Below are 25306 nucleotides of genomic sequence, written 5' to 3' on the forward strand. Positions count from 1 at the left end.
GGATTTATGATGAAGGTAAAGATTAAGAAATCAAAAAACGAATTGAAATGAGACAAGAATTTATTATAACCGTTTATTCCGAAAACCATATTGGATTATTGACCCGGATTACCATCGTTTTCACCCGCCGAAAAGTGAATATAGAAAGTCTTACCGTATCAGAGTCGGCGATACCCGGAGTGTTTAAATTTACGATAGTAATAAAAGCTACAAAAGAGCAAACAATAAAAATTGTAAGCCAGATAGAAAAACAAATCGATGTTTTAAAGGCTTTTTATCACACCAACGAAGAGATGATATATCAGGAAATTGCGCTTTACAAAGTAGCAACAGAATCGCTCTATGAAAATGATACAATAGAAAAGATTGTCCGAAACGGCGGGGCGAGAATTCTGGAAATTACACGCGAATACACGGTGATTGAAAAAACCGGTCACAAGGAAGAAACGCAGGCTTTATTTAACGAGCTGAACAAATTTAAAGTTATGCAGTTTATTCGTTCAGGAAGGATAGCCATTACGCGTGACCCGATTGAACGGCTTTCAGAATTTTTGAAAGAAAGAGATGCTTTTTTAAATAGTTTAGATTAATTCTTATTAATATCGAAAGCTTACTTATAATTCAAAAGCATTTCTGATAAAAAAATTATAGATTTGCAGCGCATTAGAATAAAAATTAAAAATTTACAATAACAAATAAACATTATGGCACAGATTGACTTTGGCGGTGAAATGGAAAATGTTGTTCTCCGCGAAGAGTTTCCGGTAGAAAAAGCCCGGGAAGTATTAAAAGACGAAACGATTGCAATTATTGGTTACGGAGTGCAGGGACCAGCCCAGGCGCTCAATATGAAAGATAACGGATTTAACGTTATTATCGGACAGGCTCCAGAGTTTAAAGAAGACTGGGACAAAGCTATCCGTGACGGATTTGTTCCCGGAGAGACACTTTTTCCGGTAGAAGAAGCGGCTAAAAAAGGAACCATCATCCAGTATCTGGTATCCGATGCAGCACAACGTATCCTGTGGCCTGCTCTGGAACCTTGTCTGAATGAAGGAGATGCCCTTTATTTCTCTCATGGTTTCTCAGTAACCTACAAAGAACAAACCGGAGTTATCCCTCCCAAAAATGTTGATGTTATCCTGGTAGCGCCGAAAGGATCTGGGGCCAGTGTTCGTACCAATTTCCTCGCCGGAAACGGTATCAACTCCAGCTATGCGATTTTCCAGGATTACACAGGAAAAGCTGAAGAACGCACTATTGCACTGGGAATTGCCATTGGGTCGGGTTATCTCTTCCCAACCACTTTTGAAAACGAGGTATACTCAGATTTAACCGGTGAACGTGGTGTTTTAATGGGTGCCCTGGCCGGTATTATTGAAGCACAGTACAAAGTATTGCGCGACAATGGCCACAGCCCTTCGGAAGCATTTAACGAAACAGTGGAAGAATTGACACAAAGTTTGATCCGTTTGGTTGACCAAAACGGTATGGACTGGATGTACGCCAATTGTAGTGCTACTGCACAGCGTGGAGCGCTGGACTGGAGACATAAATTCCGTGAAGCAACTCTTCCTGTTTTTAACGACTTGTATAACAGTGTTAAAACAGGTGCCGAAACAAAACGGGTACTTGACTCTACCAGCAGTCTGGATTACAAGACCAGCCTTAATGCTGAACTCACAGAAATGCGTGAATCAGAATTGTGGCAGGCAGGTGCTGCCGTCCGTAAACTGAGACCAGGACAATAGAATTATCCAACGATTCATAAATACCAACCTGTCCGGATAATTTCGGGCAGGTTTTTTTTTATCTTAAAAAACAAACCAATGACAACTCCTGCTGCTATTTATCCCCTTAAAATAAATTTTGAAATTCCGTTTTCAAAAGATATCAGACTGCCCCGTTTTGTTTACCTTTTTATCCTCACCGGGGAGAAAATTCATCTTATCGACACCGGTGTAGCTGACGGACTGCACCAGATTAAAACTTTTTTGGAAAAAAAAGGAAAGAAACTTTCTGAAGTGCAAGATATTCTGCTTACACACGCCCACCCCGATCATATTGGAGCCGCAAAACTGATTCAACAAAAATCAGGATGTAAAATCATAGCAGGAAAAGAGGATCTAAATTGGATTGAAGACACAGAACTGCAATACGAGCAACGTCCGGTTCCGGGATTTCACCATTTGGTTGCAGGTTCGGTAAAAGTTGACTTACCGGTAAAAGAAGGAGATATCGTTAAACCGGAGGAACATACAACCATAAGGGTTCTTTCCACTCCCGGTCATTCAGCAGGTTCGGTTTCATTTTTTCTCGAAGAACAAAAAGCATTGTTTTCCGGAGATGCCATTTTACTGCCGGGAGAAATTCCCATTTTTGATGACATTCAAGCTTATTTCAGGTCTTTGGACAAAATTAAAACAATTCAACCGAAAGTAATTTACTCCGCATGGGACGAACCGCGCTTTCAAAATGAAATTCCGGGTTTGCTTGAGCAAAGCAAAAATTATGTCTCTCAAATCAGAAATACTGTTCAAAAAGTAGCCGAAAAGAACAACAGTGTACAATCCATGGATTTTTGCAGAGCAGTTTTAACAAAAATGGGATTAAACGAAAAAATAGCTAATCCACTGTTATTAAGAACATTTTCATCTTGTTTAAAATGACAGGTACCCGCAAAAAAAGGATAGTTTCAAGCTCAAAATTATTCCCTATTTTTACGCGGAAAACCCATGTCAATGAAAAAAAAGAGTATTCTGCTTATTTTTAGTATCGTGATACTGATTGTCCTTTTTCGGGAAGAATCACACGGTGCAAATCTGCCCAAAACAATTGAGCAATTTAATTACCTGCACAAACGAATTTCATTTTCTCCTGATTTTGGGGAAGTATCCCTGCCGGAAACAAAAAGCAAATCGTTCTTTTTATCTGAATCTGAGTTAAAAAAAGAAAGTTTTCTAAAGCCGTTTCACAACGACTCGATCCATAAACTAAATTTCCGGTATGCCGACAAAAAAAGAGGCCTCAGCCCCTACATTGCTCCTGCGCTTTTGATTGGCACCGGAACGGCGCTTCATTTTATGCCCGAAACCAAACGCCAATTCAGGGATTTTGCCCAGGAACATTTTGCCTGGCATGGTAATTTTGACGACTACGCCTATTATACGCCGGTCGTGGTTATGTATTCACTTCATGCGCTTGGAATAAAAGGCAAAAACAATTTTGGCAACATGACTGCTATTGCCTTAAAAAGTTTTGCACTAAACGCCGTATTAACAACCGGTGTTAAACGCTGGGTCAGAGAAGAGCGCCCCGGGGGAGATTTATATTCCTTTCCTTCAGGACACACTTCAAAGGCTTTTACACTGGCACATATCATGCACAAAGAATATGGCGAAAAAAGTATATGGTTTAGTATTGGCGCCTACTCGTGTGCAACAACAGTCGGTTTGATGCGGATTGCCAAAAATGCCCACTGGATTTCTGATGTGCTGGCGGGTGCAGGTACCGGCATATTATCCACAGAACTGATATACCTCACCCACCAATATAAGTGGGATAACAAACACATCAAAAACCTGGATATTTTCCCATTCCAAATTGGAAATCAAAAAGGACTGACACTGGTTTATACCTTTTAAACCGTATCCGCTTTATAAAAAGTCCTCCCTGATGGGGCTAAAACTGTCGACCAGTCTTACATTGGGTGTCAGAAGTTTTACCGTATGCATTTTGCCCGAAGGAACAGCAAACATGTCTCCCGCTTTTAAGTGTTGATCCTCTTCTCCTTCGCAATAAAAAATAATTTCTCCTTTTGCCACATAAGAAGTTTGTTCGTGCGGATGTGAATGCGGAGGTTCCGGTTCATCCCAGGGACCATCACTGAAATCAATCAACACGGTCATTAAATTATCCCGGTGAATTATCTTTCTTTGTAAACCCTCCCTTACTTTTTCATAAGGAATTTCATCAAATTTTAAAACTGCCATATCGCTGTTATTTTAAATTTTTAACAAAAATAACAGAAGCGCTTTCTAAAGAAAAAGTTTCTAAACCTATTTATATCCCGTTTATACCCAAAATCATCTTGCAGCGGAATTTACCTTCAGGATTTTACCGGCAATTTACTGCGTATTAACCCCAAAAAGCTTACTTCATTTAGTTCGTTGTACAAAAAGACGAAATATAATACGGATATAAAACGAAAACACCATACATTGAAAATGCACAGGTTCAAAATTCGGGGTTTTACCTTTAACCGGACAATAAAACCGACTGTGATAAAAAAGTGTTACTTTTGACGCTCGAAATAAAAATATGTTAGCATCGTTTTAACCCAATGAGGACAATAAATATCAATAAAAAAAAATACTGGTATGTGATATATACCCGCTCAAGGGCAGAAAAAAAGGTATGGGATGAACTGACAATCAAGGGAATTGAGAGTTTTTTACCTCTTCAAAAAAAACTTCGTCAGTGGAAAGACAGAAAAAAATGGGTGGAAATGCCTTTGATGTCGGGCTACTGTTTTGTACGAATCTCCCTAAAAGAATACGATGAAGTGCTAAAGACCAACAACGTGGTTTGTTATATCACTTTTGAAGGAAAGGCAGCCATTATACCCGACCAACAGATTGATGCACTAAAACAGATGTTAAAACAACAGGATTTTGAGGTTTCGGTAAGTCATGAAACGTTTGAACCCGGAAAACAGGTAGAAATCATTGAAGGGCCAATGTTGGGTATGCGCGGGGAACTGATGGAGATAAGGGGAAAAAACAAATTTATTCTTCGTTTTCAACAAATCAACAGTGTTTTTACGGCCGAAGTACCGGCATCGCATTTAAGTTTTATTCCCAATGAAAGGATTGAAAACAACACGATGCATTGAAAACACCTAAGTTTAAAGTACACGTTTATTTACATCGTTTGAGCAAGTAAAGCACTGATTGTGGAACATTAACAGAAGCGTGTTCGAAATTCAGAAACAAAAGCATCTGTAAAAAACGACAGGATTTTGACCTTTACTCATATAATAAATCTTACCAGCTTTTGGAAAGGGAAAGTTGCGCCCCGTAAATATCCCCCGGGTTATATCCCAAGTCCGCTGCCAGGCTTAGTGCCACACAGAATGGGAAAGAGGGATTTTTGTAGTCAAATTTCGCCATAAGCAGCACTTCTTCTTCATGCAGAGGACTGGAATAAGTACCAAAATGTTCCAGATAAGTAACCTGCGCTTTCCAGTATATATAGGGAAGAAGTCGTCCTTTCCCTCCCGCATGATGCGCATAAAAACGGTTTGAAACAAAACCCCGGCTGATACCATCTGTAATTTTTACGGGATAAAACAAAGGTGAGGACATCGCCATTTGAAAATAGGTAACACCCGAATTATAGACACTATTGTTATAATAATTGTCCCATCTCTGGGATGTTTCTATATAACTTTGTTGCCTTGTATTTGTTAATTCATATATAGCTTCAGACAAAAATTGCTCATTGTCTTTAAATTTGATATGCAAGCCCAGTAAATTATCCGGCCAGTTTCTCCAGTTTACTCCGGAGAGGTCTTCGAAGGGGTGACTGAGGTTAAAATGAACGGAAAAGTCTCTGAACTCTCTGGAAATTTCCAACTGATAGGTTCCGTATTGGTTTCCCGCCACATTTTTTTGATCAGTTGTCGGAAATTCACTGCCTCCCGACCTCCCGGTAATATATTTGAGATAAGAAGAGAAATCATCAGGAAGTGCTCCGTATTCCGGATTCCTTGAAGTTCCTCCCCACATAACAAAGTGCTCGGCCCCCATTTCAATGGTCCAGTTTTCAGCAGGCGCTATTTTTAAATACAAGGACTTGTGATGCAAGTGTGCTTTATCCACATATCGTTCATCATTTAAAAATCCTTCATCAAATTCAAAACGAAAGAACAACCAATCTTGCAAACCGGGCACAGGCTTGTATCCTGAAGTGGAAATTCGTATCTTTGGCACCGGTCGCGCATTTCTGCTGCGGGCCAGATTCCCGTTGGATGAAGAAAGTCCTCCAAACCGCATTTCATCGTAAAACATACCAGCCTCCAGCGCCCATCCTTTATAATCAACACCGGCAAACAGCTGATTAAACTGAAAATAGTTGTCGTTCCCCAAAGCACCCGCCAGTGTTGTTCCCGCTTTATAGTGCCAGGAATTGCTGTTGGTAAAAGCACCACTTACGCTGCCACTTATGGTCGTTAGATTCAGAAACGATTCTCCCGGTTTTACCATCCCGTCCTGATTGGCCCACAGGCCAAAAGGAAGGCTGGATTCGGAAGAAGCAAAGGTCGAATTTGAAATTGAAAACTGCGGCTCATTTTGCCCTTTTACGGACAAATAAAAAATCAAAAAACTCAAAAACAAATAAAAGCAGGGGCCTTTTTTTATCATTTTATTTCTATTTTATTTTCTTATCTCTTAACCATTTCTCATCTCTGTTTTTTCTCACCGTATCAGCACTCACTGTCTCTCAACTCATCTCTCATCTCTGCCTTTTCTCACCGTCTCAGTGCTTACTGTCTCTCAACTCATCTCTCATCTCTGCCTTTTCTCACCGTCTCAGTGCTCACTGTCTCACAACTCATCTCTCATCTCTGCCTTTTCTCACCGTCTCAGTGCTCACTGTCTCTCAACTCATCTCTCATATCTGCCTTTTCTCACCGTCTCAGTGCTCACTGTCTCACAACTCATCTCTCATATCTGCCTTTTTTCACCGTCTCAGTGCTTACTGTCTCTCAACTCATCTCTCATATCTGCCTTTTTTCACCGTCTCGGTGCTCACTGTCTCACAACTCACTTCTCATCTCTCTCTTCTCCCGGCTCGAAATCAACTTTTCGTTACCTGCAGTCCGGTTTGAGATACTTTAAAATCAACAAACCGGGCGCGTTTATTGGTTGGGTTTTGCTGCAGAATAGTTTTTATAAGGTTTGCTGCCGCTTCATCCTTTGCCAAAATAAACATAAACCCGCCACCTCCTGCACCCAGCAGTTTCTGGCTTAAAATATAGGGTTCTATCATCTCAATAACCCGCTGAATTTCGGTCGTATTGGTTCCTTCATCCAGTTTTTGATTGAGTTGCCAGCTTTTGGCTATTTTATCTCCCAGCCGGTCAAAATCTTTTTGCAGAATCGCTTCATAGGTTTGTTCGGTATGCTGTTTCATTTCCTCCAAAACAGAAAGATGCTGTCTGGAATTCAGAAACATTCCCCTGACAATTTCTGCCAGTATATTTTTTGCCACCCTGGTAATCCCGGTGTAATACAAGAGCATTCTTTTTTTATAAAAGGGATCACAAAACAGCGAATCGGGTAGCCATTTCACGCGTGGAAGTTGTTGTTTTCCCGGAATGGTTTCCAGTAGTTTTATTCCTTCGTATAAACCACCATACTGATCCTGCCAGCCCCCACCTGTTGTTAAAAGCTGTTCCAGCGCCAGTGTGCGGTTTCCGATTTCCTGTTTATCCCATTTCAAACAGCATACTTCCGAGAGTGTTCCCAAAACAGTTGCTGCCAGAATCGAGCTCGTTCCCAGTCCGGAACCTTTGGGCACTGCTGAAAGAATCGTAATTTCCAGCCCGCTTTGTAAATGTTCCAGCTGTTCTTTTAAAGACGAAAATTTGCGGGTAGAAAATTCCGGCAGGAAACCGGCCAGAGCCAGTGCGGCTTTAGGTATCGAAAAAGCGGATTGTATTTTGGTAAATGAATTGACTTCTTCAAATGTGGTCAGGACTTCGCGTGCTCCCAAATCAATCGAACGTAATACAATTTCCGTTTTTTCAATTGCCCTGACATAACAATGCAATGGGGGTTGCCCGTTAAGTTCCACCGCCACATTTAACACTTTGCCTCCATGCAACATACAGTAGGGCGGTGTATCGGTCCATCCGCCAGCCATATCCAGTCGCACCGGGCTTCGTCCCCAGGCAATCTGATCGGGAAGCAGGTTGATACGCGGATCCACCGTGTTCTGATAAAAAGGGCGGAGTACATTGTTGCGTAAGAGCAAAAAGGATTTCTCTTCATAAGCACTTGCATCCTCATCTTTTAAACGCAAACAAGCGGCCCTGAACATCTGATCATGGATGGGTGTCCATTCCGACGAAGTATCCTCCAACACGGGAGGCAGAGACAAGCCTGTTCCGGCATATTCCTGAGCCAGTCGTTTTAGATCCAGCTGGTAAAAGACCGACCGTTTGTGATTTTTGGCCAGAAACTCCAGGTTTTGAATGTGATTTCTCTTCCGCTGCTTTTCCAATTGCTGTAAATTGCAGGCCTCGCTTAAACCGGCGGCACTCATCCGTTTGGATAAAATCCACTGTTCTGAAAATGTCTTGTTCTCCTTTGGATTTTTTTCCAGCAACCACTGAATAAACTCCTGTTGAATGTCCTTCTTTGCTACCACCGGGAACAATGGTACATGATGGATATCTGTCTCCGGAGAGATGGTATCAAAAGCCTCTGAGAGCTTACGTTTTGCCAGCCACTGCTGCAGCGGTTCTTCCATAAAACGGGTATCCGGATCGTTTAACCCGCCTCTGAAGGGATCGCTGTAGCCATAATTCCGGATAACCAGCTCCGTGCCACCCAGAGGGACAAAATCAAGACAAGCCCCGGGAGCCAGTTCAATCTTCCAGGTGTTTTCCGGCACCCCGGTCAATGTATGGTTTTCGGTCAGACTCCAGGTAGCGGGGATAGAGGAATTTTCAATCCAGATATTTTTGTTTTGGATGCTAAATTCCACATGGGTATCCGCATTCAGTGTAAAAATTGACGGATGTGGTTTAATTCGTTTATGCCATATTTCCCGTTGATCGGTAACCCGGTTTTGAATCGCCAGATTGGAAGAAACCAGTTCAGAGGTATTTCCCAAATGATAAAACTCACCTCCCTCCAGGTTAACAACAGCAACCTTTAGTGCATTTATTTTATTGTCATCGCCTTCAGGATTATTGCCCATGGAAATCCCAAACTCGCTGTACAAGTCATACTCATCAGGAATTGTATTTTTATATTTACTCCCATCCCAGCCGCTTTTTTGCATCAGAAGCTGAACCGCTTTGGGGCTCAGCAACCAGATACCGATATCCATCAGAAAATAATAACTCTGAATCAAATCCCTTATTTTTGAGATGGAGGGTTTCTGCAGCATAAACTGCAGTTTGTCCGGGGCATCGCTTTGGGTAAAAAAAACACCGTGATGCGTTGCTTTTTCAGGTTCCAGCCACATTCCAAAACAAACCACATCGGCATCGGGAATCTCCGGAACCGTTTTTTCACTAAAAATCAATGTATCGCCACTGGCAACCAGGGTATTTAAACGTTCCGGAGCTTTTTCCAGTATCTGTTCAAAAAGCGGCACCTGAAGATGTATCAGGCGCTGGGATAAATCCTGCCCGCGCGACCAGCGAAATACGGGCATAGGCATGAGGCTTTTCCCGACCGGTGCGTAGGCCGGTAAACGCCTGCTGTTTCCCCCGGCATGGACAATCATTCGTTTTTCCGCTGTTAGCCACTTTTCAAAACTGCCTGTTTTTTCCGTCTCCCACATTTCAGAGAGAATATAGGAAGTACCACCACCCGAACCTACTCTTTTATTTTCAGGATCGGAAGCGACAAACCAATTGTCAGGTGATAATCCGGATATCGAGTGAAAATGTTTTACTACGTTCGGAGGAAGGGATATAAGATGCTTCATAAAGTAGAGATGAGTTATGAGAGATGAGTAAACAGATTTGAAAAAACCATATTCAACTTCTGTTTTTACAGAATTTATCAGAATTATTAATCATAGATATTAGCATTCTGCGCACTTCGTTGTACCTATCCATTAGCTCTTCAAATGTTTTTTCGTCAATATATTTACAATCTTTTGAATAATTTAACCATGTTTCAGTTTCGTATTCTTCTCCCAGGGAATCTGTCAGTTTATTAACAAATGATTTCGGGTAAATTCTTTTTGCCCAAGCCTCTGATATACCGGAACAAACAGAACGGGATGACCTTCGTATCTGGTCGGTGAGTGAATACTTTTCTTCTTTTGGGAAAGTATGGGTCAAATAAAATATCTCCATTGAGGTTTTATATGCTTTTTGGTACACAATTAAATCCTGAAAACTATTAATTTGAACCATAACACAAAAATAAATATTTTAGCCGTTAAATCTCCGAATCCTTTCCTAATTTCCTCCTACAAATTTTAATCCTATTCTCATCTCTCTTCTCACAATCTCACCGTCTCACTTCTCATCTTCTCAGTGCTCACAGTCTCACAACTCATCTCTCATCTCTCACAGTGCTCACCCTCTCACTTCTCACCCTCTCCCGTATACCACTCAAAAATCGTTTGTACACCTTCTTCAATTTCAATTTTATGGCGCCAGCCCAGGGCATTGAGTTTGGAAACATCGGTTAATTTTCGCAGGGTACCATCGGGTTTGGAAGTGTTAAAAACCAGGTCACCTTTAAATCCGACTGTTTTTTTCACCAGCTCAGCCAACTCTTTGATGCTGATCTCTTTTCCTGTTCCAATGTTGATATGGGTGTTTCTTATTTCAACCTTTTTATCCGGATGATCAGACTGAGGAGTTACATCTGAAAAATCAATATTCTCCATTATATATACACAGGCATCGGCCATTTCCTCGCTCCACAGAAATTCGCGCATGGGTTTTCCTGTCCCCCATATTTCAACGGCCCCCTTGTTGTTTTCCGAGGGAGCTGTTACACCGTACTTCTGCAGGATTGCTTCCATATCTTTTTGGTCGCTCCCGCCATCAATTCCTTCTATCGGCCGCTGATTCAAATCCTTCCGAATGGCTTCCCAGTTATTGTCCTCCAGGCATTTCCCGATATAAATTTTACGCAGCAATGCAGGCAGTACATGTGATTTCTCCAAATCAAAATTGTCGTTTGGCCCGTACAGATTGGTAGGCATCACGGAAATAAAATTGGTCCCGTACTGTATATTGTAACTTTCACAAAGTTTTATCCCCGCAATTTTAGCGATGGCATAGGGTTCATTGGTATATTCCAGTGGCGAGGTCAAAAGCGAGTCTTCTCTCATCGGCTGGGTTGCCTCACGCGGATAGATACAGGTACTTCCCAAAAACAAGAGTTTTTTTACACCGGTTTTCCAGGCGTTATGAATCACATTGTTTTGAATGGTCAGATTCTGATGGATAAAGTCGGCGCGATAGGTGTTGTTGGCAACAATGCCTCCAACCCTTGCTGCAGCCAGAAAGACATACTCCGGCTTTTCTTCCGCAAAAAAAGCCGCTGTGGCATTTTGATCCAGAAGATCCAGTTCCGCCGATGTACGGCCAATCAAATTGTTGTACCCTTTATTTTCCAGGTTTTTCCAAATAGCCGACCCTACCAGTCCCCTGTGGCCCGCAATGTATATTTTTGAATTCTTGTTCATCTCTTTTCATTTTAAATCACCTGGTATGGTTAATAATAAGATTACTCCGCTCGCAAAATCTTTTTTCTATAAATTCTTTTGAAAGAGAAGCTGACAAAGCCACCTACCGGTATCAATACATTTCATCATAAAGATCATTCCAGTCCGGATTCATCCCATCAGTCAACCACAGCTTTTTTGCACGGTTCCCCGCTTTGATTTTTTTTCTTTTTATGGTTTTCCATCCTGCTTCTGAGATCCCCTGTAACACCTGTATACAAAACACGATTATTTCTGTTTGTTGTTATGTAAGCCCAGCCTGACATTCGTTATAAAAAAGATTCTATGTCGTTTTAGCTCTCCGGGAAATCATTCCGTAAAAATTGTCCGGTAAACTGATTCCACGAAAAAGTGTAACGATGAAGTGGTCTCATGTTTCCTAAACGGATTTCATCCGCGTTAACCGGTATTCAAACATTTACTCAAAGTAATTCAGTGTACGATAGCCACCTTCGTTGAGGTAGCTGTCTTTTTTCATCAGGTTTACATCCGACAGCATCATGTCTTCCACCAATCCTTTTAAATCGTAACGCGGTTCCCAGCCCAGTTGTTTACGTGCTTTTGTTGAATCGCCGATCAGCAAATCCACTTCTGTGGGGCGGAAATAAGTCGGGTCAACAGCAACAATCACCTTTGATTTATCGGTTTCCGTTGCGGGGTTTGTTGAGATGCGCTTTTTATTTTCCTCCAGGTATTTTTCTCCCACTTTTTTAACAAATACTTTCTCATCCACAGCAGTCAGAAAACCTTTTTCGTCCACTCCTTCTCCGGTAAAGGTAATTTCCAGTCCCACTTCTGCGGCGGCCATTTTCACAAGGTCGCGAATGGTAGTTGTAACACCGGTTGAGATCACATAATCATCCGGTTTTTCCTGCTGAAGAATAAGATACATGGCCCTTACATAATCTTTTGCATGTCCCCAGTCGCGTTTTGAAGACATATTCCCCAAAAACAGAGCATCCTGCTGGGTGAGTGCAATCCGGGCAATTGCCCTTGTCACTTTCCGGGTCACAAAAGTTTCACCCCGGATGGGCGATTCGTGGTTAAACAAAATCCCGTTGCTGGCATGAATATTATACGCTTCGCGGTAGTTTACCGTAATCCAGTAACCATAAAGTTTTGCCACACCATAAGGCGACCGGGGATAAAAAGGTGTTTTTTCGGTTTGCGGGACTTCCTGCACCATTCCGTAGAGTTCAGAGGTAGAAGCCTGGTAGATCCTGGTTTTATCAACCAAACCCAGCAAACGAACGGCTTCAAGAATTCTGAGGGTTCCTATTCCGTCGGCATTGGCGGTATACTCCGGTGTATCAAAACTTACCTTTACATGACTCATCGCAGCCAGGTTGTATATTTCATCCGGCTGCACCTCCTGAATAATACGGGTAAGGTTCATACTGTCGGTAAGATCGCCATAATGTAAAATCAGATTCCGGTTTTCCACGTGGGGATCCTGGTACAGGTGGTCTATTCGTTCCGTGTTAAACATGGAGGCACGGCGTTTGATACCGTGAACGACATATCCTTTTTTTATCAGATATTCAGCCAGATAGGCTCCATCCTGCCCTGTGATTCCTGTAATAAGTGCTTTTTTCATTATTTAAAAAAATTTGGATTTAAAAACCGGTTTATGTCTGTCGGGGGAACACAAACCGAAGCATTGGTATTGTTATTTTTTTGATTATTAGCTTCATTCACTGATTTGAGTTTTACTAAAATTACTTAAAAAAATAGGAATGACCAGTGATATATCGTTAAACAACGATCAAAAAAAAAAGTTTTCAGGATTATTTTCTATTTGTTGTTACGAACGGGATTTGGTACCGGTTAAAACCGGGGGCTATTGTTACTAAACCCTTACCGGGTTTTTAACTGGTACAGTTCTTTGTTATTTGAATCCCCGGTATGGATTACTTCATTTCAGGTCATTCCAAACATAAACCATAGCAAGGTTTGACTGCTATAACTCCGGCATTTATGCCAGGGGAAAGAGACAATACAAAAATAAAAATTAACGTATTTTGACAATCGGATATCTCTTGCGGCAAATCAATAATTGATTTATATCTAAATAGCACTTTGAATGGCATCTAAATAAAAATCAATAACGATCTTTTCATCAAACTTCTCTTCTGCTATTTTTCTGGATTGCTCCCCCATTTTCAATCTTGCCACTTGATCCATTTTTAAAAATAACTCCATCTTTTGTGCAAGTTCTTTTGCCGACTTAGGAGCACAGATAAAACCATTAGAGTTATCAACCACCGTATCTTTACATCCGGGCATATTCGTAGTGATTACCGGTCTCCCCACAGAAAGCGCCTCCAAAAGGCTCCTGGGGGTTCCTTCTTTATAATAAGAAGGTAAAACGACTGCATCCGACTTTTGAATTACTGTTTTTACGTCATCCGTTTTTCCCAGATAATTAACATATTCGTTCCGGCAATACTCGTCCATCTTTTTCTGCGATATAGCCAAAGGATTATTTACCCCAAGCTCTCCCAGAAGAAGTACCTTAAAATGATCATATCCTTTTTCTCTTAATATATGCGAAGCCGAAACGAGTTCATCAATCCCCTTTGGATATATCATTCTTGCCATCAAAAGGAATTTTGTGGTTCCATTGGTTACTGCAGGAGAAAATGAAAATTCATTTAAACTTACACCAGAACCAGGCAGCAAACGCGCAATCTCCTTCCTTACAATTCTTTGTCCGGTCAAGTGCTGCAAGTCCTCTGGATTTTGAAAAAATACAGTTTTAGCTTTATTTTGAGAAAATTTAAATAAAATTTTGAAAATAGTTCTGGACACCGGATTTTCGGAAAAAAGAGTTCCCAAACCTGAGATGTTATTTATACACGGAATTTTCAAACTCGATGCCGCAATGGTCCCATAAACATTAGGCTTTATGGTAAAATTTAAAAGAACATCCGGCTTTATTTCCTTCAGCTTGCGTCTAATCCTCCAAATTAAAGCAATTTCAGAAAATGGATTTTTTGATTTTGAATCGATGGGCAAATCATGGTGCTCACAACCAAGCGCTTTAAGTTTTTCTGAATAATTACTGTCATAAGGAGCAACAGTATATATCTTAAACCCTTCTGCGATAAGTATTTTTATCAGATTCTTCCGCGTATTGTAAATATACCAGGAAGTATTGAGTAGTATAACTATTTTCTTTTCCATCATTTGAGAGCTAATCCTTAAATGAAAACTTTAACAAACGTTCAATTTCCTTCTCTTGTCCTGAAAGAAAAACCAGCCTGTTATAACCTTTTAAATATAACGCTATTTTACAATAAAAAATTTTAGCGTTCTTAGTTTTTCTTTGTCTAACAAATTTCAAGCCATGTATCAAAGCTCCCACTATATCAATTGTTTTAATTGATTTCCATAGCTTCGACAGACATAATTTAAAATGTAAATATTTAATTCTAAATGTAAACTTTGACCCAAAATTAATAAAAAAAGTGCTGGCCATAATTTTTTAATTTCTAATCGCCATAAAAAACGTAAAATTTAATGATGAAGAGATCCCAAATAAGGTTGCGTGAATAAATAAACTATTGACTATTTAAAAACAATAGAAATTAAAAAATAATGGGTAACCAATCAAGTTTACAACACCCAAAATAACACAAAGGACCTTAAACTGATTTTCTTCTGTAAAAATTTATTTTTTATTTCCATTTCAACTATTTCCGATCTCCCGTACTTACGATTCGTCCGTTTTTCTTTTTATCAAAATGTGATTCCATCTATAAGCAGATTTCAACAAATTTACTCCACCATCTGCCTCTTACATTCCATCTTTTAATTTGTTGTTTGTTGCTTTATTAAATTCACATATTTAGGACCCCATTTCTGGTAAGAATAGTTTTCAATTATTGTGTCATGTCCTCTCTGCCCAATTTCTTCTCTCAATTTTGAGTCTTCACATAGTTTTGAAAGATAAAATATCCATTCCGTATCCGTTGAAGCGATATAACCGTTTTCGCCATGGGAAATAATTTCTTTATTTGCCGGCGAAGGACTGGCTATTACAGGCAAGTGCGATATCATGTACTGTATGAGTTTGAATCCACATTTTCCACTTTCCCATTTTGAGTCGAAAAGTGGCATAATACCAATGTCACTGCCAGCAAGGTTTAAGTGTTCTGTTTTTTCACGCCATTCAATGTTTTCGATATTTAAATCCGGCTCATATAGTTCTCCTCCTATTATCCGTAACTTAAATTCAATTTTTGAATCACGAAGCTTTTTAAAAACCGGTATAAGCGCTTTTAAGTATTTAATATTCGAAGGTGTTCCAATCCAGCATATTATTAGAGGCTTATTTTGTTCCTTTTTATAAACAGGCGGATACTTTCCTATATCAATTACAGTTGGTAAATACACGCATTTGTCTTTGGAAAACTGCGTAAAATACCAGTAATTTCCAACAGACAAAAATTTTGCTTTTCGGGCTAACTTTAAGTGCTTGTTTTTTAACAAAAAATTTTTATTGTATTTGATAAAAACAGCATCGTCATAATCTATACTGTAATTTTTATTTCTTAACAATATCTGCTCAATAAAAAAAGGTATGTTGGGAAATAATTCTTTTTCGATAACAAAAAACCTATTTTTTTTGGGCGTAAACGCTAAAAACAAAAATCTTTTAAGGTAGGACTTTACTACCTTATAAAAAGGTATCTCCTTTAAATACAAATCGGAAACATATCCATCATAAAAAAGAGGAGAAAATGTATAAAAAACTCCTTCAGCATCAAAAAATTTGGAATAATTGAAAGATCGATATCTGGAGGAAGGCCCCTCTGAAAAATATTTAGTCAAAAAAACCACTTCCATAACAAACTGATATTAAAAATAATTAATGATTTAGCCTTTTATAAACTGATGTTACTTCCCTTAATTAAGATAACACTTCTACAAAGTTAAGTTAGATTTTCCCTAATTGAATATTTTTCTCAAAACCGTTCTTTAGATATGGCCTACATCCCCAATTCATCATTTTATAGACTACAAGGAATTTCTTAAAAGGAAACATAGACAGAACTTCTAAATTACAGAAACGTAATCCCTCTCCCAAACAACATTAAATATTCCAAACTTAAACCAAGTGCATCTGTTTCCAGATATTCATACGAAAGAGCAACATTTGTGCTTCTCGCGTCAAAATATATTTGTTTAATTTACTTTTTTTTACGAGGTATTTTTTTTATTTCCTGACATAAATTGGTGGGTATATCCGTCTGTCCTTATAACTATTTTAAGGTTTCAAAAGGTTAAGATTGTTTATAAAAGAGATTCATAAAGTTTAACGTGTCTTTCTACACTTTTTTCCCATGTGAATTCCAGTGCCCTGGCTTTTCCTCTTTGTATTAGTCTTTTTTTATAAGAGGGATTATCCAGAACTTTTAAAATTGCATAAACTATATCATCAACTTGATATGGATCGAAGTAAGACGCAGCGTCACCTGCGATTTCAGGAAAACAGCTGGTACTAGAAATAGCTACCGGACAGTTATTGATCATTGCCTCGAGAATAGGCATTCCAAAGCCTTCATATAAAGATGGGAAAACGAAAAGTTCTGCATCTCTGTATAGTCGGGCCATTGTTATTTCATCGGCGTTAATATGATGGATTTTTTTACGTATCTTCAACTCTTCAAATAAAATCAACTCTGCTTTTGAAAAATCATTCCTGGTGCATATCACATGTAAATCAGGGTATTTATGATGAAAAACTGCAAATGCTTCAATAAATCGCTTAAAGTTTTTAAACTCACGTCTTAATCCTACAAACAACAGATAGGGAGCTTTCAGAATACGAGAATTTAGTCCCCCCGGAATTGTGGTTTGTGACACACCATGATGAATTACTTCTATTTTTGAAGGTTCTACAGAGTAATGTTCCACCAAATCCTTTTTTGTGTTGTGGCTGATAGCCACAATTTTATCGGCCCGATTAAGCGATTTTCTCTGAAATACCACCCTTGACTCATTTTTGTCTATAGTTGCAAAATTAATGTCATGAAAAGTGGTAACCATAGGCTTTGAACCGATTGGTTTGATACAGTATGGATCAAAATTCGTCTGATGAAACACGTCATACTTTTGACTCCCCAACTTTATAATCGAATAAGGCTTATTCAATTCGGAAATAATTCGCCCCTTTCCGGGAAATTCTATTCCCGGGAAAAACGGGAACGTATGAAACAGGCGATAATGTCTCACATATTCATTATTCGAGAAAAAAGTCGTAGTTCTCCAGTATTCCTTTGGGAGATGCCTGATTAATTCGACAAAATATTTCGAAACGCCTCCATGTTTTTGCGATGAAAATATTTGGTGATCAAAAATAACTTTCATCCTACTGATTGAATATTTGTTTGTTGTACTGATTAAAAACAGACTCCCTTTGCTCAAAACTTTGTATTCCAAACAATAAGTTGTCGTATTTTGAAAAAATTACAGAATTACCCGTTATCACTTTAAACAGGCTTAAAAACAATAAATATGAAATGAATACTTTCTTTATTTCAACTTTATTAATGCACTTATAGACATTGGGATATAAGACCCAGTATGAAAAAACAAATAATCCCGAAAACCTTTCGGCAAAAACACTCATGTCTGAAAAGAAAAAGAAAAAGAAAAAGTACAACAAATAAGAATTATAAAAAATCCTGTTCATTTCTGTCTTCTCAATCATCTTATCACTAAAAATCGTAAAAAGAGTAAAAGAGAGGATACGTTCCACATACCCAACTGATATTCCGTAAGAACTCGAAGTATTCAGATATGTCATAATTTTAGAGATAGAAACACTCATTCCTGTTAAATCAATTAGCGGAGGGATAATGACACTACTAAGCTTTATATGTAAAAGAAAGATACAATTACTAATAACAAAGAGAGCCCATATCATCATTTTTGAAATCTTCCGGTTCAAAATGAAGTACATTGGGATGTAGATTAGTGCACTCGCGTGAAAAGTAAAGCCTAATAAATTGAGCAATAAATACGGAACAAATTTCTTCTTCCGAATGTATTGCAGAGACAGCATAAAAAGAACAATAGCTTTTATATTCCGATAGGTATTAATTTCCAGCCCCAATCCTTGAAAACCAATGAAAACAATAAATGCCAGTGCATAATAAGAAGTGTATTTCTTAAATATTTGATTAATAATGAATAAATCAATGAGCGTATTGATAAAAACCCAAATGAAATAATTACGAAATATTGACTTAATAAAATAAGTATAATACAAGAAACCGAATTCAATTCTTCCATACCTGCTAAAATCGGTTAGTTTCCCATTTTGAAAAGTTGGCATTTCTTTAAAATAGGGATAATAGGAAATATAATCGGTCATTACGTGACCTCTCAAGCCAATAAATACCAACGCACTGAACAAAACGACCTTACGAATGTCTTCTGCATTTTCTCCCTGTGCTAACCTCTTCTTCTCAAAATAAAAACAGCCAATAAGGAAGAGCATGTATATAACATATGGAATTGAATACAAATAGCTATAGGCTTCCCCCATTATCGTTTCTTCCTGTTATATTAGAAATACGCTCTGAATATGAAATCGAAGACGACTCCTTTTTACTTTGCACATAAACTTTTACCCCATCCCAATATGAGCGACGCATTATTCTACGCTGGCGGGCAGACATCTTAAAAGATGCTTTCAGTAAGTAATAAGAAAAATTAAAAGCAAATACAACGAGTTGATGAAAAAATGTATATTGTTTTAATGTAAAATACACCATGTTTCGCGTTTGATATCTGATACTAAAATCACTCTTAAATCCACCCGTTGAGCCTCCTTCTTTATGCCAGACAATACTTCTGGGTATATATATTAAGTTCTCTTTACCTTTTATCACAGCACGATAAACAAAATCAGTGTCGTCGAAATAAACGAAGTATCTTTCATCCATGAAACCTATACGTTGAAATACAGACGCATCAATTAGCATAAAACAGGTTGGTGCATAAGGAATATTACAGCGTTTTTCAAATTGTCCTTTATCTTCTTCTCTTACACCAATATGTCTGACACTTCCTGTATGGTAAATAAATTTCCCCCCTGCTGCCCAGATAATATTTGTTCCATGATAATATATTTTAGGAACAGCCATTGTTGCATCTTCTTGCATCATTTCTTCAAAAAGTATTGAAATGGTATTGGGATTCAGTTCAATGTCGTTATTTGCAAGAAGTATATAGCTGCATCGATTGGATAAGGCCTCAAATATTCCAAGATTATTTCCTTTTGCAATTCCATAGTTTTCCGGACACTCGATAAATTTTACCGGAAACCAAACTTTTTTGCTTAGGTCTTTACTTAATGGTAATGAATTGTCTGGAGATGCGTTATTAACCACATATAATTCAATATTTTGATAATTCTGCTCTTCAAGCGATTTAAAAAAATCAGGAAGGACTTCTTCACTGTTGTATAATACGGTTACAATCCCGATTTTAGCAGTTTTTGGTATAATCATTATTGGTATAATCCTTTTTCTTTTAGTTCTTTGATTGATTGTTCATAATTATCCTTTTGAACATTTTGCTCATTGACCCATTTTACAAACTGCTCAATTCCTTTTTCAAAACTCCATTTAGGGGAAAAACCTAATCTCTTATTAATTAACTTAATGTCAGCATAATTATGACGAATATCGCCTAATCGGTAATTTCCTGATATCTTAAGTGGAACCTTGATACCGTACTTATCAATAAGTATATTTGCGACTGTTAATACATCTGTTGGCACGCCAGTTCCAACATTAAAAACAAAACCATTGGCTTCTTCTTTTTCAATTCCTAAAATTGTAGCATACACGACATCATTAATAAACACAAAATCACGTGATTCTTTACCATCTTCAAATATATTGATGCCATTCCCATTTTTGATACGTGTAGAGAAGATAGATAAAATACCGGTATATGGATTTGCTAGTGATTGCCCCGGTCCGTAAACATTCTGATACCGAAAAGCAACGGGGGCAATTCCAATACTCGGACATACGGTCATTACCAATTGTTCCTGCACCTGCTTGCTAATCCCGTAAACAGAAGTCGGATGAATTTTGGAATCTTCAGCGGTAGAAACCAGTTTGAGAATATTTTTGCATCCTGGATATTTTACTTCAAAGTCTCCAACACTTAAATGTTTTTGCAGGCGAACCGTAGGATAGACATAACTGTCTATTTCCTCACAGTAATAACGGCCTTCTCCGTAAATTGCCCTGGAACTTGCAACAACAACTTTTCTAACAGAATGAGTTTCATTTGTTAATATATCCAAAAGAAGTGCCGTTGAGCCAACATTCGTATCAGTATATTTATGTATCTTATACATTGACTGGCCGGTTCCTGTCTCTGCCGCCAGATGCACAATGATTTCCTGATTATCGACAGCCCGTATTAGGTCATCTTGCTCTGTAACTGAACCTTTGATAAAATGAACTTTGTCTTTTATCGATTGATAAAGCGGTGAAGTTTGCTCCGGATTATCACCATGAATCTGAGGAGACAAATTATCAAGGATTGTTACTTTGTATCCTTTGTTAATCAATTGTAATGCTAATTTAGAACCGATAAATCCGGCTCCGCCGGTAATAAGTACACTTTCCATTATTTTGTCAGTTTTATTCAAATTCCGAACTAACGATATCCCAGTCAATTACAGGAGAAAGCCAAATTGTCTCACCGTGTGTCGAATATCCAGGTACAGAAGAGTAAAGTTTTCTCTTGTTGAAGTACTTTAACTCTAAAAACATTTGCCAGTCAAGCGGATGTTTACCTTTTGTCCATTTCCTCAATACTTTTTCGTCACATTTTAATGTCTTTACCTTTGTGGCAAAAGTCATTGTTGTTGAGTTTGATTCTCTCCAATGCGTACTTTTCGTGAAATGCATAATGCTTCTTTCCCTGATATAATATTTATCCGGATGATCATACAACGTAAAATAGCCATCATCGTCTAAACAAAATCCCTCGCCAAGAACTTTGGAAGCATTAGAGCGATGTATGTAATCATTTTCCAAAAAATATACAACCTCATTTTTGCCCAAGCCCAGTGCAATGTCTAATGCAAGATTAAAAGTTCCGGCACCGTGTCCAATGCTTACAATTTTGATGTTTTCTTTTGGAATATATTTTTCGATTATGGTCAGTGTTGCATCACAGCAATTATCAGCAATAATAACCCAGTTATGCTGGGTCAGTGGAAAATTTTTTACTGCATTGGCTAAACAATTTTCATTATTGATATAATCCGGCTTTCTTTTTTTATAACCTGCGTCACTAATTCTGTATATAATATTTACACGTTGGTTTTTAGCCACCCTTTTATCCAATTCTTCACCAGAATGAATTCGGGATTCGTATTTCCCGTACTGAAGTTTCCATCTTAGCCTGGTAATCACTTTGATTATTAATGTTTTCATTCTCTATTTATATCCAGATTGTTAGTTTTAACAGGAGAGATTTGCAACTCTGATATCTTTTTCTTCTTCATTGATTCTAGCTGTTTTGAAAAATAAAATCATCTATATTCAGAAATAAGTCCTTATTTTTCTTGAGCCACTCAAAGTCTTTGTTCCACCATTTATATTCCAACAGCCAATTAATTTGTTCCTGTGTAAAACGGCTTTTGATTTTTCGGGCCGGCACACCTCCTACAACTTCATATGGAGCTACATCTTTAGTCACGACTGCTCCCGCCGCAACTACTGCTCCATCGCCAATGGTAATACCTTCAATTATTTTTACATTTGATCCAATCCATACATCATTTCCAATAATAACGCTGTACTTATTATTAACCAGTCTGTTAATTTGGAACTTTGGCTCCGGGCCTTTATGAAATGTAAAATTGAAGTGACTTTGGGTATTGTTGTAAAACGATGGATGTGTAGTAACCACTTTCGAGGTTGGATGATTGCCTAATACAACTTTCACATCATCGGCAATGCTGCAAAAACGACCAATTTTTGCATTAAAAATTTTGGAACGATGATTTATATATGTGCCGTATCCTATTTCAGAATTGAACAAAAATACATTAGGACTAATTGTATTCCGCTCCTCAAAACAACAATTTTTAATTATTGAATTCTTTCCGAACAATGCCTTTTTCCTGTTTCTAAACTTCTCAAAAAAATTCGAAACCGGGAAAAATAAAAAGATAAAATAAATAATTCTTCTCATGTTCTTTGTCTTAAAACATAATGAATCCGACCACATTCTTATTCAAAAAAGCTAATCATATCATTAATTTTATCCCGATATTCACTTTTGACATCATAAGTATGAATTTTAGGATTTTTTTTGAAAAATATATTTACTTCAGCTTCTTTTTTGTATGAAAAAATTCGTTTACAGTTGTCCATCACTTTTTGAGCAGGAGAACCTGCCAATAAAATATTCTCTTGGTTATAAAGTTTTGAATAGTCTTTGTTGAGAAGACTATTAAGTGAAACAATCGTATTTGCAGCTGTTTTTGAGCCTTTCATAATCGACGAATGATTTCCAATCCAATTGGAATCTCCAATTATTATTTGTTCACTATGTCTTTTTGTTAAACCTTTTTCAATATAATGAATGTAGTGAAAATTTGAATCCAAAATTTGACATCCAAATGTTACATCTGTATTTGCACCAATTCGAACATATGTACTACAAGAAACTAAAACATATGACCCCAAACGAGAATAATTTCCAAAATGCAATTTTCCACCCGTTACTCTTAAAGCATAATCAATACCGATAGAACAAAAACCATCAAATATTATTTGGCTTTTTTGTGATAACAAAATAATAGCTGCTCCATTCGAACCACCAAATACATCAGTATTTCTGCCTAACTTTATCATACCCGGCTTTATTTCCTTACTGTTAATAATTACCTTCCCCCCGAGAGTAAGAAATTTTACCTTCCCGTAGATATATACCGGAAATTTTCGCGCTTGTTTAAAAGGTAGTGTTCGAAAATTAAAATAAAAAGTGTTCCAGATGTGGAGTTTCTTTTTGCTTATGTAATGCTCCAATTTTGAAAAAACCTTGTTTATCAATTGTCTAGGTTTCATTTATTTTTCTTGTATTGTTTAAGTATATCAAGGAGATCTATTTTTTGATTTAATTTTCGGATCGAAATAATTATTGTTATTACAATAATAAAAGAATTCGTTATGTATTTATATAAATCATTGAAAACAAAACCTGAGATAATGCACATTGCTGTCATTATAAAACCAAAAGTTAGCAATTGTATAAATTCCCTTTTGAATGAGAAATGATACTTTCGATGAATGATATAATACATAAAAGCGGCATTACTCGTCATAGTAACAAGATATCCTAAACCAAGTCCCATTAATCCATATACTTTATACCCGCCGATATAAAACATCAATTGAAGAGAATTTGTCAGCAGCACTAATTTCAGGAAAAGCTTTGAATCTCCCTTCGCAAGGATAATATAATGAATAGTCCATGTAGAGGCTCTAAACACAGCAGCGAGCAATATCCAGTGAATAAAATTACTCACGGGTAAAAATGACTTTGATAAAAAAACCTGTATTAGCAGGGAAACGAATGTAATCATCATCATTAAAATTGGAGTGCTAATTAATGCCGCTATTACAGCTTGTTGATTAACCAGCTTATTCATTTCACCTGTCCTGTGGCAAATAGCTGACAGCCGGGGAAAATAGTCTCCTGCCATTGCAGTATAGACGAGTGAAATGGAAACATTTGTAATTTGCATTCCAGCCTGAAAAAGTCCGACATCCTCAATATTTCCCGCATTACGAATAAATATATTGACAAGATACATAGCAAGTGTCTCTGCAAAACCCGCAATTACAAGCATTATTCCCAGTGAAGCCATTTTTTTTCCGCGTTGAAATGTTTCTGTGTAGGATAAAGAGGCTCTGCCAAGTGGTACTTTACGGGAATAATTTCGATTAAAAACATAAACAAATAAAGCTGTAGAGATAAGAACAGGAATAATTCCCTGAAGCTTAAAAAAATAGTATAAAGGAAATGTTACTGCCAAGCTTGATGCTGCACTGTATATACCTGCCCTGGCAATATTATTAATTTGTCTGGTTCCTTTTAGGATAACGTCATTTTCATTTCCCAGAGCCGTTAACAACACTACGACGGATAACAGGCAAAAAGACCAGGTATAGTCAGTATTTCCAAACGACCATTTGCTTAGGCTGCTTGATAGTATAATCGTTAAAACTGTTCCGATCAGCCCGGATACACGCGTCCAGCGACGAACAGTAATGATTGATTTTGTTTGTTCATCAATATCGTGTTCGTTTGTTGATTTTGAAACTTCTCTGATTCCGCTAATATTAATTCCCAGCCCTGAAACCTGCGAAATAAGCTTTATCGGATTTTGAAGCAAATAAAAAATGCCCATTCCTTCAGGCCCCAGAAATATTGCAATTATTTTGGATTTCAGGAGGTTTATTAAAACTGATATAATCTGAACTCCTCCAAAAATGGTCGTTGCTTTAAATATTTGTCTGTAGGATTTTTTTTCTGAAATTTCTCCCATTATTACATTTAAAAATGGTATTAATCGCTTTCTGCTACTTATATTAATTTGACATAAGGTCCCTTACTATTTTGTCTGCGTATTCGCCTTTCTATTTTTTTGAACATTCCTTCCTGCACTTTTATATAGCTCCACAAACCTGTCTTCCTGTTCTAAATATTTCTTTAGTTAACCGACTACTCCTTTAGAATTTAACTATAGGTGGGATAA

General features: G+C 37.8%; 22 protein-coding genes. 5 read left to right on the forward strand and 17 right to left on the reverse strand.

Annotated features, from left to right (window positions below):
* Window positions 1-47 precede the first annotated feature (47 nt).
* From ilvN to K5G00_RS13500, 4 genes are all read left to right on the forward strand, one after another.
* Window positions 48-590, forward strand: a complete 543-nt coding sequence (gene ilvN / locus K5G00_RS13485) for an acetolactate synthase small subunit (RefSeq protein ID WP_158862457.1) — start codon at window positions 48-50, stop codon at window positions 588-590.
* A 114-nt stretch (window positions 591-704) separates the two neighbouring features.
* Window positions 705-1751, forward strand: coding sequence for a ketol-acid reductoisomerase (gene ilvC / locus K5G00_RS13490; RefSeq protein ID WP_238766680.1), 1047 nt, complete (start codon window positions 705-707; stop codon window positions 1749-1751).
* Between the two features lie 78 nt (window positions 1752-1829).
* The gene (locus K5G00_RS13495) at window positions 1830-2669 is read left to right on the forward strand and encodes an MBL fold metallo-hydrolase (RefSeq protein ID WP_238766681.1); all 840 of its coding nucleotides are present in this window, start codon (window positions 1830-1832) and stop codon (window positions 2667-2669) included.
* A 72-nt stretch (window positions 2670-2741) separates the two neighbouring features.
* Complete coding sequence (locus tag K5G00_RS13500) at window positions 2742-3644, forward strand: phosphatase PAP2 family protein (protein ID WP_238766682.1); 903 nt, start codon at window positions 2742-2744, stop codon at window positions 3642-3644.
* 12 nt (window positions 3645-3656) lie between these two features.
* Here the strand turns inward: K5G00_RS13500 and K5G00_RS13505 are convergent, their stop codons facing one another.
* The gene (locus K5G00_RS13505; RefSeq protein WP_238766683.1) at window positions 3657-3992 is read right to left on the reverse strand and encodes a cupin domain-containing protein; all 336 of its coding nucleotides are present in this window, start codon (window positions 3990-3992) and stop codon (window positions 3657-3659) included.
* Window positions 3993-4342: 350 nt separating this feature from the next.
* Here K5G00_RS13505 and K5G00_RS13510 point away from each other — a divergent pair, with 350 nt between their 5' ends.
* Window positions 4343-4894: a UpxY family transcription antiterminator gene (locus K5G00_RS13510; RefSeq protein ID WP_238766684.1), complete on the forward strand. Its 552-nt coding sequence runs from the start codon at window positions 4343-4345 to the stop codon at window positions 4892-4894.
* 151 nt (window positions 4895-5045) lie between these two features.
* On the opposite strand, the gene K5G00_RS13515 is transcribed toward K5G00_RS13510, so the two are convergent.
* From K5G00_RS13515 to K5G00_RS13590, 16 genes are all read right to left on the reverse strand, one after another.
* On the reverse strand, window positions 5046-6425 hold the full coding sequence (locus K5G00_RS13515) for a capsule assembly Wzi family protein (protein ID WP_238766685.1): 1380 nt from the start codon (window positions 6423-6425) through the stop codon (window positions 5046-5048).
* A 436-nt stretch (window positions 6426-6861) separates the two neighbouring features.
* Window positions 6862-9816: a bifunctional fucokinase/fucose-1-phosphate guanylyltransferase gene (locus K5G00_RS13520; protein WP_317235550.1), complete on the reverse strand. Its 2955-nt coding sequence runs from the start codon at window positions 9814-9816 to the stop codon at window positions 6862-6864.
* Window positions 9782-10165, reverse strand: coding sequence for a four helix bundle protein (locus K5G00_RS13525; RefSeq protein ID WP_262921359.1), 384 nt, complete (start codon window positions 10163-10165; stop codon window positions 9782-9784). The genes K5G00_RS13520 and K5G00_RS13525 overlap by 35 nt, the downstream gene beginning before the upstream one ends.
* Before the next feature lie 173 nt (window positions 10166-10338).
* Entirely contained in the window at window positions 10339-11454 is a 1116-nt protein-coding gene (locus K5G00_RS13530) for a GDP-L-fucose synthase family protein (RefSeq protein WP_238766688.1), read from the reverse strand.
* A 158-nt stretch (window positions 11455-11612) separates the two neighbouring features.
* Window positions 11613-11759 carry a GIY-YIG nuclease family protein gene (locus tag K5G00_RS13535; RefSeq protein ID WP_394800862.1) on the reverse strand — a complete coding sequence of 49 codons (147 nt, stop codon included), beginning with the start codon at window positions 11757-11759 and terminating at the stop codon, window positions 11613-11615.
* 152 nt (window positions 11760-11911) lie between these two features.
* Window positions 11912-13093, reverse strand: a complete 1182-nt coding sequence (gene gmd / locus K5G00_RS13540; protein ID WP_394800863.1) for a GDP-mannose 4,6-dehydratase — start codon at window positions 13091-13093, stop codon at window positions 11912-11914.
* A 467-nt stretch (window positions 13094-13560) separates the two neighbouring features.
* Entirely contained in the window at window positions 13561-14682 is a 1122-nt protein-coding gene (locus K5G00_RS13545; protein ID WP_238766691.1) for a glycosyltransferase family 4 protein, read from the reverse strand.
* Between the two features lie 624 nt (window positions 14683-15306).
* Window positions 15307-16344: a glycosyltransferase family 4 protein gene (locus K5G00_RS13550; protein WP_238766692.1), complete on the reverse strand. Its 1038-nt coding sequence runs from the start codon at window positions 16342-16344 to the stop codon at window positions 15307-15309.
* A gap of 447 nt (window positions 16345-16791) precedes the next feature.
* Entirely contained in the window at window positions 16792-17868 is a 1077-nt protein-coding gene (locus K5G00_RS13555; RefSeq protein ID WP_238766693.1) for a glycosyltransferase family 4 protein, read from the reverse strand.
* A 1-nt stretch (window position 17869) separates the two neighbouring features.
* Window positions 17870-19051: an EpsG family protein gene (locus K5G00_RS13560; protein ID WP_238766694.1), complete on the reverse strand. Its 1182-nt coding sequence runs from the start codon at window positions 19049-19051 to the stop codon at window positions 17870-17872.
* Window positions 19035-20018: a glycosyltransferase family 2 protein gene (locus K5G00_RS13565; RefSeq protein WP_238766695.1), complete on the reverse strand. Its 984-nt coding sequence runs from the start codon at window positions 20016-20018 to the stop codon at window positions 19035-19037. The genes K5G00_RS13560 and K5G00_RS13565 overlap by 17 nt, the downstream gene beginning before the upstream one ends.
* A complete protein-coding gene (locus tag K5G00_RS13570) occupies window positions 20018-21157 on the reverse strand; it encodes an NAD-dependent epimerase/dehydratase family protein (protein ID WP_238766696.1) in 1140 nt (379 codons plus the stop codon). Before K5G00_RS13570 ends, K5G00_RS13565 begins: the two co-directional genes overlap by 1 nt.
* 13 nt (window positions 21158-21170) lie before the next feature.
* Complete coding sequence (locus K5G00_RS13575) at window positions 21171-21971, reverse strand: glycosyltransferase family 2 protein (RefSeq protein ID WP_238766697.1); 801 nt, start codon at window positions 21969-21971, stop codon at window positions 21171-21173.
* A gap of 76 nt (window positions 21972-22047) precedes the next feature.
* Window positions 22048-22734, reverse strand: coding sequence for a CatB-related O-acetyltransferase (locus tag K5G00_RS30185; RefSeq protein WP_262921360.1), 687 nt, complete (start codon window positions 22732-22734; stop codon window positions 22048-22050).
* Window positions 22735-22772: 38 nt separating this feature from the next.
* On the reverse strand, window positions 22773-23399 hold the full coding sequence (locus tag K5G00_RS13585) for an acyltransferase (RefSeq protein ID WP_238766698.1): 627 nt from the start codon (window positions 23397-23399) through the stop codon (window positions 22773-22775).
* Window positions 23400-23608: 209 nt separating this feature from the next.
* Window positions 23609-25096, reverse strand: coding sequence for an oligosaccharide flippase family protein (locus K5G00_RS13590; protein WP_238766700.1), 1488 nt, complete (start codon window positions 25094-25096; stop codon window positions 23609-23611).
* Between the last annotated feature and the right edge of the window lie 210 nt (window positions 25097-25306).

This window comes from Maribellus maritimus (assembly GCF_022267315.1).
Classification (GTDB): Bacteria; Bacteroidota; Bacteroidia; order Bacteroidales; family Prolixibacteraceae; genus Draconibacterium; species Draconibacterium maritimum.